At 43.4% G+C, this 16,105-nt stretch carries 15 protein-coding genes; 3 read left to right on the top strand and 12 right to left on the bottom strand.

Annotation, left to right across the window (positions count from 1 at the left end):
- The first annotated feature begins 17 nt into the window (after positions 1 to 17).
- Complete coding sequence (locus GPUN_RS02675) at positions 18 to 494, top strand: acyl-CoA thioesterase (protein ID WP_006003172.1); 477 nt, start codon at positions 18 to 20, stop codon at positions 492 to 494.
- Between the two features lie 68 nt (positions 495 to 562).
- On the top strand, positions 563 to 1,738 hold the full coding sequence (locus tag GPUN_RS02670) for a retropepsin-like aspartic protease family protein (protein ID WP_006003170.1): 1,176 nt from the start codon (positions 563 to 565) through the stop codon (positions 1,736 to 1,738).
- Positions 1,739 to 1,768: 30 nt separating this feature from the next.
- Here GPUN_RS02670 and GPUN_RS02665 read toward each other — a convergent pair whose 3' ends face one another.
- Both GPUN_RS02665 and fadR read right to left on the bottom strand, forming a co-directional pair.
- Complete coding sequence (locus GPUN_RS02665; RefSeq protein WP_006003169.1) at positions 1,769 to 3,817, bottom strand: NADPH-dependent 2,4-dienoyl-CoA reductase; 2,049 nt, start codon at positions 3,815 to 3,817, stop codon at positions 1,769 to 1,771.
- 111 nt (positions 3,818 to 3,928) lie between these two features.
- Entirely contained in the window at positions 3,929 to 4,639 is a 711-nt protein-coding gene (gene fadR, locus GPUN_RS02660; protein ID WP_040520181.1) for a fatty acid metabolism transcriptional regulator FadR, read from the bottom strand.
- 212 nt (positions 4,640 to 4,851) lie between these two features.
- Here fadR and dsbB point away from each other — a divergent pair, with 212 nt between their 5' ends.
- Entirely contained in the window at positions 4,852 to 5,376 is a 525-nt protein-coding gene (dsbB, locus tag GPUN_RS02655; RefSeq protein ID WP_006003167.1) for a disulfide bond formation protein DsbB, read from the top strand.
- Between the two features lie 50 nt (positions 5,377 to 5,426).
- Here dsbB and GPUN_RS02650 read toward each other — a convergent pair whose 3' ends face one another.
- From GPUN_RS02650 to GPUN_RS02605, 10 genes are all read right to left on the bottom strand, one after another.
- On the bottom strand, positions 5,427 to 5,966 hold the full coding sequence (locus GPUN_RS02650; RefSeq protein WP_006003166.1) for a YcgN family cysteine cluster protein: 540 nt from the start codon (positions 5,964 to 5,966) through the stop codon (positions 5,427 to 5,429).
- Between the two features lie 17 nt (positions 5,967 to 5,983).
- Positions 5,984 to 6,280 carry a YcgL domain-containing protein gene (locus tag GPUN_RS02645; RefSeq protein ID WP_006003165.1) on the bottom strand — a complete coding sequence of 99 codons (297 nt, stop codon included), beginning with the start codon at positions 6,278 to 6,280 and terminating at the stop codon, positions 5,984 to 5,986.
- Entirely contained in the window at positions 6,258 to 7,469 is a 1,212-nt protein-coding gene (gene rnd / locus GPUN_RS02640; RefSeq protein WP_006003164.1) for a ribonuclease D, read from the bottom strand. Before rnd ends, GPUN_RS02645 begins: the two co-directional genes overlap by 23 nt.
- Before the next feature lie 83 nt (positions 7,470 to 7,552).
- Positions 7,553 to 9,214, bottom strand: a complete 1,662-nt coding sequence (locus GPUN_RS02635; protein ID WP_006003161.1) for an AMP-binding protein — start codon at positions 9,212 to 9,214, stop codon at positions 7,553 to 7,555.
- Positions 9,215 to 9,302: 88 nt separating this feature from the next.
- Positions 9,303 to 10,166: an alpha/beta hydrolase gene (locus tag GPUN_RS02630; protein ID WP_006003159.1), complete on the bottom strand. Its 864-nt coding sequence runs from the start codon at positions 10,164 to 10,166 to the stop codon at positions 9,303 to 9,305.
- Between the two features lie 8 nt (positions 10,167 to 10,174).
- A complete protein-coding gene (locus GPUN_RS02625) occupies positions 10,175 to 10,930 on the bottom strand; it encodes a Slp family lipoprotein (RefSeq protein WP_006003158.1) in 756 nt (251 codons plus the stop codon).
- A 101-nt stretch (positions 10,931 to 11,031) separates the two neighbouring features.
- Positions 11,032 to 11,769 (bottom strand): tRNA (adenosine(37)-N6)-threonylcarbamoyltransferase complex dimerization subunit type 1 TsaB, encoded by a 738-nt coding sequence (tsaB, locus tag GPUN_RS02620; RefSeq protein ID WP_006003156.1) that lies wholly within the window; start codon positions 11,767 to 11,769, stop codon positions 11,032 to 11,034.
- A 50-nt stretch (positions 11,770 to 11,819) separates the two neighbouring features.
- Positions 11,820 to 13,784 carry a DNA repair helicase YoaA gene (yoaA, locus tag GPUN_RS02615; protein ID WP_006003155.1) on the bottom strand — a complete coding sequence of 655 codons (1,965 nt, stop codon included), beginning with the start codon at positions 13,782 to 13,784 and terminating at the stop codon, positions 11,820 to 11,822.
- Positions 13,785 to 13,875: 91 nt separating this feature from the next.
- Complete coding sequence (locus GPUN_RS02610) at positions 13,876 to 15,081, bottom strand: ABC transporter permease (RefSeq protein ID WP_006003153.1); 1,206 nt, start codon at positions 15,079 to 15,081, stop codon at positions 13,876 to 13,878.
- Positions 15,081 to 15,863, bottom strand: a complete 783-nt coding sequence (locus GPUN_RS02605; protein WP_006003151.1) for an ABC transporter ATP-binding protein — start codon at positions 15,861 to 15,863, stop codon at positions 15,081 to 15,083. Before GPUN_RS02605 ends, GPUN_RS02610 begins: the two co-directional genes overlap by 1 nt.
- Between the last annotated feature and the right edge of the window lie 242 nt (positions 15,864 to 16,105).

Genomic DNA, 16,105 nt, shown 5'->3' with positions numbered 1-16,105 from the left:
TATTTGCTGACACTTAAATGATAAAACAAAATACACTTTACAAAGAACATCTTCATACGCTTAATTGGCTACACCCCAAGCCATTCGTATGCGAATGGGAAATACAGAGCACACATATCGATCATTACCAGCACACCAATAACATTGCCTATTTAACACGCCTAGAAAAGCTTGCGTGGGAGCATTCTGCATCGCTAGGACTATGCTTTACAGACTATCAACAGCTTGACCGCGCCATGGCTATTACTCAGCATGAACTTAATTATCATCTAGCGTCTCATGTGGGAGACAAACTCATGTGTGCAACATGGATCCTGAATTGTGATAAAAAACTTCGACTAAGTCGTCAATTCCAGTATATTAATGCTGTCAGTGGCAGGACTATTTTTAGTGCAAAGACTCACTTTGTTTGCGTGAGTTTGCGAACAGGTATGCCAAAAAAGATGCCCGAAATTTTTCAAAATATTTATGGAAATGCGGCCGTAACTGTATGAAGTACACAAGTACACATTACACGAAAACTCAATTAAACTCTAATATCGCTTGAGCTAAGGAACATGATATGCATTTAATAAAATGGCTAAGTGTATTATTGTCCATATCCTTGGGCGCTAATTTTTGGTTCATTTACAATTGGGCGACACATAAAGACGCTCTTGTCACCGGCATCAACAGCCTTGAAAATTCAGCGTCAGATGAGCCTTCTCACGCATGGCAGCAATATTCACAAGATTCTATCCGCAGTGCCTCCCAGAGAAACCCAAAGCTTACAAAATCACTTGCCACTGCCGATGAACGGATGCGTTCTCAAAGTACCTATTTACAGTGGCTTAAATCAATGGCAGAAGCACAAGAATTTCAGCAGCTTGAATTTGAAGTAAGCGCCTATTTGCGCATTTACCCGCAAGACACTGCCGCTATGCTCCTTGAAGCACAGGCGTATTATCACAACAAGCCCCTCAATGTTGCACTTGTTCACTACCATGCACTTTTAACAAAGCCGTTAACGCCTAAACAGCACAGCGATATAGAAAAGCTTATTGCCGTTAATACCACGCGCGTTATTCAGCAGTTTAGCGGTGACGGCGCATGGAATTTATTGGCCCAATTTTTAGAACCTTTGGTACAAGTTGCGCCACGAAATAGGCAGTATTTGATGGCCTTAGCAGGAGCCTACGGCATGCAGTCTCAGTTGACGTTAATGGAAGACGTGCTGGCGAGTTTTGAGTCTACCGATATTCGCGCCATTAGGCTGCGACAAAACGTTAACGCGCGCTTGAATCAAACCAGCCGCACAGATGAAGCCGTTAGTTTGTCAGACAACATTGTTGATAGCGCCTTAGATAATCCCCGTCTAGCTGATGTTTTAATGCAACAAGAACGGGGGCAATTTGTGACCCGCGCGCTTATACATAATACACCCGCCAGATTATTAGTCGATACAGGCGCATCCACCACTGCCATAAGTAATGAAACGTTTAATGAAATTGAGCGTCGTGATGTGGAGTTTTTAGGACTGTTTAAAGTCAATACAGCAGGCGGTCTTATTGAAGCACCTATATACAAGGTTAAACAAATAACCATAGGGCATCGCATAGTTACCAACACCAGCGTGTTGATTTTACCAAGTGAAAACTTAGGCCAATTTGACGGTTTACTAGGCATGAATGTGCTAAGCCAATTTGATTTAAGCTATGATGCCGCGAGTGAAACTATGCGTATGTATAAAAAACGCTGAAACGATGAGGCCTCAGCGTGATTTTATGTCTTAGAGTGATGCGCAAAGCCTCGTACCTTGATCAATTGCGCGTTTTGCGTCAAGTTCGGTGGCAAAGTCAGCCCCGCCAATTAGGTGATATGGCAACCTTAGTCCGTCAACTAACTCTCGCTTAGGCATTTGACCTGCGCAGATAATAACATTGTCGACATCGAGTACTGTTGACTCACCATTTACTTCTATATGCAAACCTTCATCGTCAATTCGTTTGTATGTTACACCGGCTACTAGCTTCACGCCCTTCATCATCAAGCCCGCCCGATGAGCCCAACCAGTTGTTTTGCCTAAACCAGCACCCACTTTTGTGGTTTTACGCTGTAGCAAATAGATTTCTCGTGGCGATGGCTCGGGCTGCGCGTGCATGCCTTCCACCCCACCTCTGTTTTCGAAGGTCATGTCTATTCCCCATTCTTTCATAAAGGCAGGAATGTTGGTTGAAGTAGACACCCCAGCGTGCGACAAAAACTCGCTGGTATCAAAGCCTATGCCGCCGGCGCCTAGCACCGCGACTTTTTTGCCCACTGGCTTTTTATGTTTTAGCACATCTACATAGGACAGTACTTTAGAGTGGTTTATGCCTTCTATGTCGAGCTGGCGCGGAATAATACCCGTGGCTAATATAACTTCATCAAAGCCACCTTTGTGCAGAGTATCGACATCCACTTTGGTATTAAGCACAATGTCGACACCTAACAGCGCCAACTGTACGCCAAAATATCGGATAGTCTCGTAAAACTCTTCTTTACCCGGTATTTGCTTGGCAATATTAAACTGACCGCCTATTTCAGTATCAGCGTCATATAAGGTCACTTTATGCCCTCTTTGGGCGCAGGTTTTTGCAGCAGCAAGGCCAGCAGGCCCTGCGCCTACAACGGCAATATTTTTCAGCACAGTGGCTGGCACAATATTTAGTTCGGTTTCATGGCAGGCTCGTGGATTTACTAAGCAACTGGTCATTTTACCGTCAAAGACATGATCTAAACAGGCCTGGTTACACCCTATACAGGTATTAATTTGATTCGCTTGGTTGTGCTCTGCTTTACGGACAAAGTCGGCGTCTGCCAAAAACGGTCTTGCCATTGATACCATGTCGGCATCACCGCGCGCGAGCACTTCTTCAGCCACTTCGGGGGTGTTAATTCTATTTGAGGTAATTACCGGAATATTCAACGCTTTTCTAAACTTAGCCGTTACCCACGTAAATGCAGCTCTTGGTACTTTGGTCGCAATCGTAGGGATACGCGCCTCATGCCAACCAATACCCGTGTTTATGATGGTTGCACCGGCTTTTTCTATTGCTAGCCCGAGTTCAACCACTTCATCATAGTTTGATCCGCCCTCTACTAAATCAAGCATAGACAAACGGTATATAATAATAAACTCTTCACCCACTGCTTCACGCACGCGGCGCACCACTTCAATGGGGAGCTTAATACGATTTTTGTACTCACCGCCCCACTCGTCTTTTCGCTGATTAGTGCGCGTGGCAATAAACTGATTTAAAAAGTAGCCTTCAGAGCCCATTATTTCGACGCCGTCATAACCTGCGCGCTGAGCTTGCTGCGCGGTAAATACGAAGTCGTCGATCTGTCTGGCAATACCTTCTTCATCAAGTGCTTTGGGCATAAATGGATTGATGGGTGCTTGAATGGCAGATGGCGCTACTAACTTTTTACTGTAGGCGTAACGACCTGTGTGCAAAATTTGCATACAAATTTTACCGCCCTCGTCGTGCACCGCTTTAGTGACTACTTTATGGTTTTCTACTGCTTCATCGCTATCTAATCTACACGTAACATCGTGTGTTGCGCCTTCATCGTTTGGCCCTATGCCGCCGGTAACTATGAGGCCTACACCGCCGCGAGCGCGTTCAGCAAAAAATGCCGCCATGCGTTCATGGCCGTTAGGCAACTCTTCAAGACCGGTGTGCATAGAGCCCATCACGATGCGGTTTTTTAGCTGAGTGAAACCTAAGTCTAAGGGACGAAAGATGTGCGGATAAGGTGTCTTTGCTTCTAAAGAAGCAAGTGCTATTGTCATTTTTTTTCGTTCCTCAAAATAATACGATTACACTAACGTGCATAATAGACGGGCAGCTTTTGCCACCGAATTTTATAGTTTGGTTTATTCGTTACGGATGTATAAACAACATTAATCAACTAAATTCTCAGGCTTATCTTCGCGCAGTTTGAGCCAAATTTTTCCACTCTCAACGCCATATTTCCGCACAACCGCCACAACCCGATCAGGCTCATTTGCATCTAGTACCCCAAGCAGCTGCTTATAATAGTTAGTGGCTATGTCGCGGGCACTTTCATGATGAAAGAAAAAACCGCCTACACGAGCGTAAATGCCTTTAAAACCATTCATCATAAGCACATAGACGGGGTTGTCTGATGCAAAAGCTAAATCATGATGCATTTGATAGTCGTGCTGAGAAAAAGCGTTGCCTTCTTGCTCAACGTGCTGGTAACGTTCAATGATTTCACGACTGATTTTTGGTGACTGACGAAATGCCGCACGAATAAACACAGCGCTTAGATTAGTGCGCGCTGACAGCATTTTATTAAGTAACTCAGGTTGCCCTGCTTGGTCGAGTCTCGCCAATGTTTCAAGAATATTTAGGCCACAAGTTTCCCAATAGTTATTAATTTTCGTCGGCTTGCCATGCTGAATCGTCAACCAGCCATCGCGCGCTAAGCGCTGCAGGACTTCACGTAAGGTAGTGCGAGTTACCCCGATTAATTCAGAAAGCTCACGCTCGGCAGGCAGAATCGTTCCTGGAGGAAATCGGCCACTCCATATGGACTCTACTATATATTCTTCAGCAAAGCCTGCTGGACTTTGGGACTTATAGATCATGCGTACAACTAAAATGTTAAATGTATTCACAGATTGTACCAGATGAACGGCACAAGAAAAGCTTTATGTTTTGCGCATGCATTTGCTCAATGCAAATAGGTAATTGAGTACACTTATAATTAACGGTCGCTCATAATGCGCCAATTAAGTATAATACAACGCGTATTTGCGATATAACGCCAAATCATCAACATAACCAGTAGAGGAACGCCATGCAGTGGATATATGAGTTTAGTCAACAAAAGCGCGCTTGGGCGCTGCTGAGTATATCTGCGTTTGCTTTGTTAATAACGGCATTGTACTTTCAATATGCCATGGACTTACTGCCGTGTATCAAGTGTATTTATCAAAGAACGGCGGTTATTGGTGTACTTATGGCCGCCGTTATTCCGCTGTTATACAATCATACATATACACGCCTTGCAGCATATTCAGTGTGGGCCTACAGCTGCTTTGAAGGTATTAGGGTGGCACGTGAACATTTAGATATTATATTTGCGAGCAATCCTTTTGCCAATATCTGTGACATTGTGCCTAATTTCCCCTCGCTTTTGCCTCTGCATGAATGGTTTCCTGCAATTTTTGCAGCAACAGGTGATTGTAATGAGAATAGCTGGCAATTTTCTGGCATAGGAATGGCGAGCTGGATGCAAATAATATTTGGTGTTTATCTGGCTATTTTAACGCTTGTCTTACTTGCTAATGTGTGGTTTGGCCTTGTTAAAAGAAACGGATAATAGCGCGTTAAATTTTTTCAAACGTTAATGCATAAAATGAGAAGATAAGGCTATTCAAGAGAATCAAGTGGCCACGTTACAATATAATCTTCAAACTTATCCATGTCGACATTAGCTTCGCTCACCACGCGATTGCGAACGGTAATCCCCAATTGATGCATTTTGGTCTTTTTACCCTTATTCAGCAAGGGGTGCCAATGCGCCAAACCTTTGCCCTCTTGCAGTCTTCTGTAACTGCACGAAGGCGGCATAAAAAATACGTCAGCAAGATTGTCTTTAGTCAGCGTAACGCAGTCAGGTACAAGCTCCCCACGTTTTTCATACTGAGTACATGCGCAGGTTTTATCGTTGAGCAAATAACAAGCAATATTGGTATAGAGTATTTCTTCGTCTTGATTTATGTGATCAGTGGGAGCAAACTCTTGCTCTAGTGCTTCATCATCAATAAACTTATGTAAACAACAGCGCGCGCAACCATCACAAATAGCTTCCCACTGTGGCCGCGACATTTCACTTAAGGGCGTGTCGCGCCAAAAAGCAGACTCGATTAAGTCCTTTGAATATACAGACTTTTGCTTTGTGCTACTCATAAGAGCTACCAATAGTGTTATTTTGCATCAGGAATATTATCAATTTGACGACCGTGTAAATGCCCTTCCAATAAGTTCGTGACCTTTGGTGGTAGCTGTAAATAAAAACCTTCTGACTCAAGTTTTAACACTAGCTTATTTCTATCCATACCCGCAATGATCTCGCGCTTATTTAAGGGTATCAACATGACGAATAAAGGCGTGCCGAATTTTTGCATAAGCGCTGCAGGGACTTGGGTAAAATCGTCACGCTTTGCTACATACAAATAGGTGTCGACTTTTTTAGGCGACTTATAAACTGCGCTTAATTTCATGATGACCTGCTATTACCACATGTAAGTTATGTTGATTGAGTAGCTGTTTACCTTGTATATAATCAGCAAAAAGCTCACCACGCCACCCTGTTAGTATATCAGGTTTGAAGCCTTGTAATTCAAGTTCGTCAAAGTCAAACCAACACCACTTTAAAAGCTGGTTCATTTGTTTTTTGCTGGCTAGAACAGGTGCGGGTATATTTTGCTGTAAGGCTACATGGTCCACAAAGTCTTTGACCGCATTTAAGCAAGCTTTGTAGCCGTTAAATTCTACCAAACGCTGTATTCTGGGCACAGCTTGTATATTACTTTGTTCTTTGGCGGCATGACATATTCGTAACAGATCATCTTTATAAAGCCGCGCTTGTTTTGAATATAAATTATGACAGTCAAATAAAGCCTGTGGCGTTTCAGGTACTTTGCTAGCAATCTCAAACAGTGCAATTTCTTTTATAACAAAGTTTACGGCCATATTTTCTTTTCTAGCGACCTCTAAACGCCATTTAGCGAGTTCCTTTAAGGCGCTTAGCTGCTTACCTTTCAATTTCCAATTGTTTTTAAGCGAGTAATACGCAATTTCAGTCGGCAGCGGTATTGACTTTTTAAGGCCTAGCTGATGAATTTCATCAAGCACCCAATCGGTTTTCTGCAGAATTTGCGTTTCTTTGTAGATGTGCTCATACAGGGCCATTAAATGCGTCACATCGGCACTGGCATAAGCGCACTGGGCTGAGCTGAGTGGCCTTTGGATCCAATCGGTTCTAGACTCGCCTTTGTCCACGGTAATTTCAAACAAATTCTCAACCAAATTAGCATAGCCTACCGATACGCCAAGGCCTAACATAGCCGCAGCAAACTGTGTATCAAAAAGCGGTGTGGGTATTATATGTAAATGGTGCCACAGCGCTTCTAAGTCTTCAGAGCAGGCATGCGCCACTTTCACAATATTCGGATTTGTTAAAATTGAAGAAAACTCAGATAAATCCTTAATAGCAACAGGATCAATAAGCGCAACCTGATGCTTATCAAACACTTGAATAAGCCCTAATATTGGCGTTAAGGTTTGCGTGCGCACAAACTCAGTGTCAATGGCTAGGACTTCTTGGGTAGAATAGTGGGCGCATAACTGGGTAAGTTGCGCAGGTGTATCAACGTATAAATATTCATATGTTTTATTATAAGGATGCAATTTTTCTCTAATTCTATTAAATTTTGTTACTATTTTAGTTATTATAAGGCCTATCGAAAGATTAACATAAGCTTCTAAAAACCCTATTCGCTGATCTTATCGCGTAGTTCACGACGCAGTATTTTACCCGCATTGGACTTTGGTAGCTCGTCTATAAATTCCACTATTTTGGGCACTTTATAGCCTGTGAGCAGTGACTTACAGTGTTTAATAACGTCTTCTTTGCTTAAATTAGGGTCTTTTTTCACGACAAATAATTTAACCACTTCTCCCGACACGTCATGCGCAATGCCTACCGCAGCAGCTTCAAATACACCTTCGTGCATAGCCGCAACTTCTTCTATTTCGTTGGGAAACACATTAAAACCAGATACCAATATCATATCTTTTTTACGATCAACAATGTACAGAAAACCTTGCTCATCCATTTTTGCAATATCGCCTGTTGCTAGCCATCCTTCCCGCAAAATGTCATTTGTTTCTTGGGGCCGTCCTAAATAGCCTACCATTACCTGCGGGCCTTTAACATAAAGTTCGCCAGACTCACCAATGGCCACTTGGTTGCCGTCATCATCTATCAACTTGATATCGGTAGAGGGCAATGGAAGTCCAATGGAACCTTTATATTCGGTTAAATTGAATGGGTTTACCGATACAATAGGTGAACACTCTGTTAAACCGTACCCTTCAATTAACACTTTGCCTGTTACGCTATGCCATTTGCTCGCGACGGGCTGTTGAACTGCCATGCCGCCGCCTAGGCCAAACATAAAATGGCTGAAATCTAAGCCAGCAAAACCTGGGGTGTTCAAGAGGCCATTAAACAGAGTGTTAACACCGGTAATAACCGCAAAAGGATACTTCTTTAATTCGGCGACAAAACCCGGCATATCGCGCGGATCGGTAATTAATAAGTTCGGACTCCCCGATTTAAAAAACGTTAGACAATTGCTGGTAAGCGCAAAAATGTGATACAGCGGCAGCGCTGTTACTACCATAGCACCTGGACTCACCGCTATTTTAAGATTGCCTGCTACCTGCTCTAAATTAGACACCATATTCCTATGCGACAGCATGGCGCCTTTCGACACGCCTGTAGTTCCGCCTGTATATTGCAAAAAAGCAATATCATTAGCGCCTACTTCCGGCCTGATATAAGAGGGAGATTTACCCTGTAAAAGGGCGTCATTAAAACGTATCGCACTTTTTAGATTGTACGTGGGTACCATCTTTTTAATGTATTTTACCGCAAAATTGACTAACCATCTCTTCGGCGCCGGGAGCATGTCGCCCACCGACGTTAACACCACATTTTCAAGCTCAGTGTTACTGATAACTTTAGATAGAGTGTCAGCAAAATTTTCAAGCAAAATTATGGTTTTTACTTTGGCATCGCTGAGCTGATGCTGCAATTCTCTTGGGGTATACATTGGGTTAACGTTAACCACCGTCATCCCCGCACGCAATATACCAAATAAAGCCACAGGATATTGCAGTAAGTTAGGCATCATTACTGCAACTGAGTCGCCCTTTTGTAAGCCTGAATTTTGTAAATACGCGGCAAATTGCGCCGACAAACCGTCTAAATCAGCGAACGTAATTTGATGGCCCATGTTAATAAAAGCAGTTTTGGTACTAAACTCGGCAAATGATGCTTCAAAAATGTCTAACAATGAAGGAGCGATGTTGTCGCTTATTTCCGCATCGACATTTTTATCGTATTGCGCTATCCAAATCTTTTCCACTTAGCACCTTTTTGGTGGTTAATAACGCGCTAATACTAATGTACCTGTCTGTAAAAAGAAACAGTGATTCTAATTTAGGATAAATGAATTAAGACTTAAAAAAATGTGCGCAGTATTTATCAATACAATTGGCTACGGGCGTTACCGATTCGAGGTGAACATGATGACCGCCTTCGAAAGTACTAACAGGAACATCAAAGAAAACTGGATCGCGCAGCGCTATTGCCGCTTTAATCTTCTCAAATCCTTGATTACCCAATATTAATAATCGTGGGCATTCTATGTTGGCAAGCACCGAAGATGCTTGTTCTTCCGTCATTCTCATGGCCGAGTTAGTGCGTAAGCGCTTATCGGTGCGCCATTGTAAATTGCCCACAGCATCGGTTTTTAGATTTCGGATCATGATTTGCTGTGCATGCTTAGGGCTCAAGTCACTCACCGCACAGCGCGATTTTACAACCGCTTCAATGTTTCTTGGGTGTATAATAGCCTTATTGGCTTTGGCCCTGCTTATGAAGCATTCTCTTAACTGCGCCGCTGTGGTGTCTGCGCTTTGCGTCAATGGGCCGCACGACTCTATCGCAATAAACCCTCTTAAGCCCTTAGGCCTCGTAGATGCATATAAACTGCTAACGATAGCGCCTAGAGAATGGCCAAGCAGCGCAAAATTACGCAGTTGTAATGTCACTATTAGCTGATACACATCATAAGCATAGTCACTTAAATGATAGTAAGCGTCTATGCTTCTGTGCTCGGATTTACCATGGCCTGCCATGTCTATGGCCACGCATTGGTAATTGTTCAGAAGGGGCATTAAAGTGGCAAAACTGTTGGCGTTATCTAGAAAACCATGCAGACACACTAACGTTGGTTTTCTCGGATCAATTACCTCACTGTTTGCAAGCGCGGCCAGCGATAAGTGTGGCAACTTTATTTGCGTTTCATACAACATATTGCGCTCTACTGCTGTGGCTTTGGCCTTCTGTCCGTTTGACGAGTCTGCAGTGTGCTTGTTGTTCTTCTAGGCTTACTTTGAATGACACTTGAAGATGCGGGCTTAGTACGCCTGACTTTAGAGCCTTGACTATGCCCGTTGAAGCGCTCAATTCTCGCCCGTCCTCTTTGACGCTGTAGCATCCACGGGTTGTACCATGGGTTGAAAAAGCCGCGATGAAACCCTGCACCATAGATGAAAGGAGAAAAAGCGAAGGAATCTATTTCTACATTTACATCCGTCGTTTCTTTCCACATGTAATAGCCTTTAGCTTCTAAGGTCGGATACATATATCTCTGTTCACCTATAATGCCCTCAACATTTTCACTGACGTCACCAACCACCGTAATTAAGCGACCTTTTTCAAACACTAGTGGATCAACAAAACCAGCCACTATTGCTTTGAAGCGGCCAGTGCTAGGCAGGCCTGTCTTTGGTTTGCCTTGACGATCTTCAGGGAAAAACACTACTTCAATTTCAGACACGTCTTTCTTGTTCACAACCGAAACAATCTTACCACCCCAGCGCGCTTTTCCATCAATGCTCGATAATGAAATTGCAGCATCAGGCTGTATATTCGCAATGTCGTTGCTAACATCGTCAAAAGATATTAGCTTCGTATTTTCTGCTACGGTAATAGAGTTTGGTACTGTTGCACACCCCGCCAATGCGCTAAGCGCCGCGACAAGCATTATTAACTTTATACTCTTTATTGCACTCATTATTAACACCTTAATGGGTAAATACACAAGATTTTGGCTATTTTTAAACTACCAAGTTCAATGCCCTCAGCGAAGTTGAGTTGTATTAAACAAGCGCGTTTCTACATTTTATGCGGTAATTTTTTCCACGTTACTGTATCTCTAACGTACACAGGTTCTATTTCGTTCACCGTAATCGTTGTTTTCTTTTTAAGTGCTTGTTGCGCAAAAGAAAGCATATAGGCGGCATTAGGATAAAGCACGTCTAGTGTGAAGCTCTGCAGAGCTTCACTGAAAAGTGAAGCATATGTCACAAAACCTGTGCCCGCTAGACCAATATCTGGTGGTAGGCTGCGCCAATAATCAAGAGCGTCTTGTGGCGCCACTACCACTTCTTTCATCTGCGCGCTGGCAACCCCGTCTACTATTGTAAAATGGCCCATGTACACCTCTTGCATGCGCGCATCAATCAATATTAAATGTTCAGTGCGGCCCGTTTGTGCATAAACTTGCTGCGCCATTGTGGCGAGGGTAGACACCTGCACCACAGGTAAATCAGCGCCAAAGGCTAAGCCTTGAACCGTGCTTGCCGCTATTCTTACGCCAGTAAAACTGCCGGGGCCACAGCCATAGGCAATAGCTGATAAATTAGCTGGCAACATAGAACTACGCGTTAAAATAGTATCAATCATTGGCAGTATTTTCTGACTATGCTGCTGTGGACATATTTCAAAAATACTGTCTACTGGGTCCGCTGTATGATTTTGTGACGCTGGATTTTGTGGGTTGCTGCTCACCGTGCTGCCCATTAAGGCTACACTGCAAGCTTCGGTTGCTGTGTCAATTGCTAGTATATTCATGTAATAATCTCGATTTATAATGCCATTAATAAGGTTGCTTGTGGCTAACGTTAGCTAATTGAGGATAAAAAAGCCTGCACCGTTTTTAAATCTCGTGTTTTGCGCATATCGGGCAAACTGGCAAGAAAGGTACTTGCATAAGGCTTAGTTACAAGACGGTTATCGCATATGACCAATACGCCTCGGTCTTGAAAATCTCGAATTAGCCTGCCTGCGCCTTGTTTGAGAGCGATTACCGCTTGGGGTATTTGAATGTCGAAAAATGGCGATCCACCCTGCTTTTGACAATCATCGAGTCGCGCTTTTAGCAGCGGATCATCGGGCGATGCAAACGGTAATTTATCAATCATAACGCAGAGTAAATCATCACCTTTAACGTCAACGCCTTCCCAAAATGCCCCTGTGGCAAAGAGCGCACTTTCGGGATTGGCGAGATAATCTTCTAAAATAGCCGATTTTGAGCGTTCGCCCTGCACATAAATCGGATTGTCAATGCGTTCTTTTACCAAACTTGATACTTCTCGCATCATGTAGTGACTGGTAAATAAAATAAAGCATCTGCCTTTTGCAGCTTGTATCAGGGTAATCGCCGTGTCGACCAAGGCTTGTTTTATATTCTTGCTGCTGGGCTCAGGTAAGTATCGTGGCACGCACAATATAGCTTGCTTTTGGTAGTCGAAGGGGCTGTCAAAACACAGGCTGTCTGCGTCTTGAAGTCCCATGAGTTTTTGAAAGTGGGTAAACTCGCCGTTTATGGCTAAAGTAGCCGAAGTAAACACCCAACTAGCTTCTCGCTCATTCATTACCTTTGAAAATTGTTTGGCGATACTCAAGGGCGTGAGGTGCAGCATAAGATGGTACTTTGTTGTTTCAAACCACAAGCTCACATCTTTGTGCGTGCTAATAGTAAACAAACGCAAGCGCTCAGTATTGGTGCTGATCTTTTCAAGCAAGGCGTCTAAATCTTTATCGCGGCCGCCATGAATTTTGCCCACTTCCAATAAATTTCCAAGGTAATTTAACAACTGCGTAATTTGCTCAACAACCGGTACTCGCTTCATTGCCCCTAGCCAATTCCCGCGTTCGCTGTCGCTGGGAAACTGCATGCGCAGATCCGACACCGCATATTGGCATTTTTCGGCAAACTCTGACAACTGGTTAGCGTCTTTGACACTCACTTTCTGCAGCTTTATTAAATCTTTTAGCTGATCGTTAAGCTGCCGCGTCGAGAAATTTTCGCCAAAATATTCACTGGCAATGTCAGGCACTAAGTGTGCCTCATCAAAAATAATGCAGTCGGCGGCGGGTATCAATTCACCAAAGCCCTGCTCTTTTAGCGCCAAATCGGCAAAAAATAGATGATGGTTAACAATCACCACATCGGCCTGCATGGCTTTTTGGCGCGCTTTCACTAAAAAACAGTCATCATAGTAAGAGCAGTCTTTACCAAGGCAGTTGTCAATAGTGGAAGTCACCATAGGCAGCACACGAGCGTCTTCTTTGAGGCCTTTAAGGTCGCTCATGTCGCCGGTTTGAGTGCCCACAGACCACTTTTGCACCATTTTATATTCTAATAGGGTTTCTTGTTCAATACCCCGAGTAGACAATTCGTTAAGCTTTATGCGGTGAAGGCATAAATAATTGCTGCGCCCTTTTAATAATGCCGTGTCTTTTTGTTTGTTAATGAGCTCTTTCACCAGCGGTAAGTCTCGCTTAAACAGTTGTTCTTGCAAATTTTTTGTACCGGTGGAAATAATAACTTTTTGCTGACTTTGAATTGCCGGCACTAAATAAGCGAAGGTTTTTCCCGTGCCTGTGCCTGCTTCTGCAATAAGCGCGGTTTTACTTGCAAGCGCTTGTTCTATGGCAACCGATAAATCGAGCTGCTGCTGACGAACCTGATAATCCCTAAGTACACCGGCTAACGGACCGTCTTGGGCAAAAAAATCGCTCACCTTGTTGGATAGCTGCTGCTGGGGCGAACGCTTAGCAGAGGATGATTGTTCAGGCGTCATAAGGCTAATAATAAATCTCTATACATGTTAAAAACGTCAATGATGACAAAGGTGGTTAGCTGCTATAGCCATAAGCTTAGCCGCTTGCTTGTTATCTAAACAATACTTTTTCTTGCTTAAACCAATACACACAAAAACCTAATAAGGCACCTGCTAATATTACCGATGAGCCAAATATAGCAATCAACTGCACGTAGTCCATAGTGCCTTTGACTAACTCTTTAATGGCCAGTGCCACATTTGTTAGCGGGATCCATGCCCATACGCCCTTTAATTCTATGCCCGGAATAAGAGTGACAATGATAGGTAGGAAAACCACGATCATCAGCGGGCTCATGTAACCTTGGGCCTCCTTAAATGAACGCGCATAAATAGACAAAGCCAATAATAGAGACGCAAAAGTGGCCACTACCGGAATAAGCATTAAAAACACCAGTAAAAAGTCAAACCCATCTATGGCCGAGATAAATTCAACCACCGGCCCCATTGGCATTTGCACACTTATCACAAGCGCCCAGATACCCATACTGATGACTGTTACCAGAGCCGATGTTAGGCCCGCAGTTGCAATAGTTAAAAATTTTGCCAACACAATTTTATAGCGGTCAATAGGCGACAGTAGCAGTGTTTCTAAGGTACCTCTTTCCTTTTCGCCCGCGCCTATATCGGCCGCTGGGAGCATAGCGCCCTGCAGGCACAAAATAAACATAAAGTAAGGGATAAGGCCGCCAAAAATAGCTCCTGTTTGCTCGCGTGCATCAGCTAAATTGACCTTTTGAACAATGATTGGGTCGAGCATCGCTGCTTGAATCGACTCGCTCACACCAAGGTTTGCAAAGGCATTTCGTTGGTTCATGCTTTCAATCTTGTCGGTAACTTCTTGAATACGCACTTGCACGCTGTTGAGCTGGGCATCATTTAAGACTAGTTTCAACGTTATCTGACCACTTTGGCCAACGTCATTACTGAAGTTATTGGGAATTTGCAGTACAAAGTCAACTTCATTACGGCTGATAATACCTGCCACAGTGTCTTTATCACTCAAATTGCCGCTAAGGTCTATGCGCGCTAGGCTATCGACGCTTTCAAGCGCAGCCATTAATTCTGGTGCATATTGCGCCCCGCTTACCGCATACGTTAAACTTTCGGTTTGTGAGGTCGTCATTGCTTTACCGGTAAAGTAAAACATACCACCGAAAATAAGCGGAAAGACCAGCAAAGGCAAAGCGATCATAAAAAACAAGGTTTTGCGATCGCGCAATAATTCTAGTATTTCTTTTTTAAAAATTAACCACATTAGCTTTCACTCCTGTGCAGAGCGCGCATAAAGGCCTCATGTAAATTATTGGGAGAAAGTGCTACAAAATCGGCAAGTGGCCCGTCAAAGCTGGTTAAACCGTGATCAATCACCGATATGTGGTCACATAGTTCGGTCACTTCATCTAAGTGATGAGTAGAGAAAATAACAGGGATACCTTTGTGCTTTAAATCTCGTATAAAGTCTATAACGGTTTTAGCCGCCATAATATCGAGCCCTGTTGTGGGTTCATCAAGTACCACCACGTCGGGAGAATGCACAACCGCTCGTGCGATTGAGGTTTTTTGTTTCATGCCTGTAGAAAAATTCTCGCTGCGGCGATCTAAAAAAGTGTGCATGTCGAGCTGGTCAGCAATTTCGTTTATCTTTGCTTTAATCGACGCTTCATTCATACCGTTGAGGCGACCAAAATACTCAATGTTCTCACGCCCCGTTAAGCGGCCGTATAAACCTGTAGAGCCGGATAAAAAACCTATTTTTTTACGTGCCATGACGGGGTCTGCCACCACGTCAATATCGCCGATCATAATGGATCCACTGTTGGGCTGCAGGGCAGTAGACAGCATGCGCAAGGTGGTCGTTTTACCTGCACCATTAGGACCTAGCAAACCTAATACTTGACCCTTATTACAGCGCAAACTCACATTTTTGACGGAATGAAAATAACGTCCATCTAAGCGGGGGTCTTTCTTGTCTTGCTCACTGAGTTTTTTCGGATTTTCTACTGTAAACTTCTTGGCGAGTTCTTTAATAACTATCATTCAAGTTTTCCAAATTCTTATGGTGTGTGAAGACTGCGTGAACTAAATACGCACAAGTGAAAATACAACTAATGAATGTCGGCACGTAATATTATGTGATGCAATTCATTTTAGCGAGTAATTATCTAAAAAACTGCACTTTGGACCTAAAAAAAGCCCTGCATTCAGGGTAAATCTGATAAAAAGCATGTCATAAAAAATTGCCTCTAAAGAACTGAACAATGCTTAAATCTTGTGAAGAT

The organism is Glaciecola punicea ACAM 611 (assembly GCF_000252165.1).
Taxonomy (GTDB): domain Bacteria; phylum Pseudomonadota; class Gammaproteobacteria; order Enterobacterales; family Alteromonadaceae; genus Glaciecola; species Glaciecola punicea.
This window is presented reverse-complemented; position numbering and strand designations above follow the sequence as displayed.

Bases quoted from the DNA above. Each gene is read 5' to 3' on its own strand.
- GPUN_RS02670 (WP_006003170.1), top strand. From the start codon at position 563: ATGCATTTAATAAAATGGCTAAGTGTATTATTGTCCATATCCTTGGGC.
- GPUN_RS02675 (WP_006003172.1), top strand. From the start codon at position 18: ATGATAAAACAAAATACACTTTACAAAGAACATCTTCATACGCTTAAT.
- GPUN_RS02625 (WP_006003158.1), bottom strand. From the start codon at position 10,930: ATGAGTGCAATAAAGAGTATAAAGTTAATAATGCTTGTCGCGGCGCTT.
- dsbB (WP_006003167.1), top strand. From the start codon at position 4,852: ATGCAGTGGATATATGAGTTTAGTCAACAAAAGCGCGCTTGGGCGCTG.
- GPUN_RS02645 (WP_006003165.1), bottom strand. From the start codon at position 6,280: ATGAAATTAAGCGCAGTTTATAAGTCGCCTAAAAAAGTCGACACCTAT.
- tsaB (WP_006003156.1), bottom strand. From the start codon at position 11,769: ATGAATATACTAGCAATTGACACAGCAACCGAAGCTTGCAGTGTAGCC.
- GPUN_RS02610 (WP_006003153.1), bottom strand. From the start codon at position 15,081: ATGTGGTTAATTTTTAAAAAAGAAATACTAGAATTATTGCGCGATCGC.
- GPUN_RS02650 (WP_006003166.1), bottom strand. From the start codon at position 5,966: ATGAGTAGCACAAAGCAAAAGTCTGTATATTCAAAGGACTTAATCGAG.
- GPUN_RS02630 (WP_006003159.1), bottom strand. From the start codon at position 10,166: ATGTTGTATGAAACGCAAATAAAGTTGCCACACTTATCGCTGGCCGCG.
- GPUN_RS02665 (WP_006003169.1), bottom strand. From the start codon at position 3,817: ATGACAATAGCACTTGCTTCTTTAGAAGCAAAGACACCTTATCCGCAC.
- GPUN_RS02605 (WP_006003151.1), bottom strand. From the start codon at position 15,863: ATGATAGTTATTAAAGAACTCGCCAAGAAGTTTACAGTAGAAAATCCG.
- yoaA (WP_006003155.1), bottom strand. From the start codon at position 13,784: ATGACGCCTGAACAATCATCCTCTGCTAAGCGTTCGCCCCAGCAGCAG.
- fadR (WP_040520181.1), bottom strand. From the start codon at position 4,639: ATGATCTATAAGTCCCAAAGTCCAGCAGGCTTTGCTGAAGAATATATA.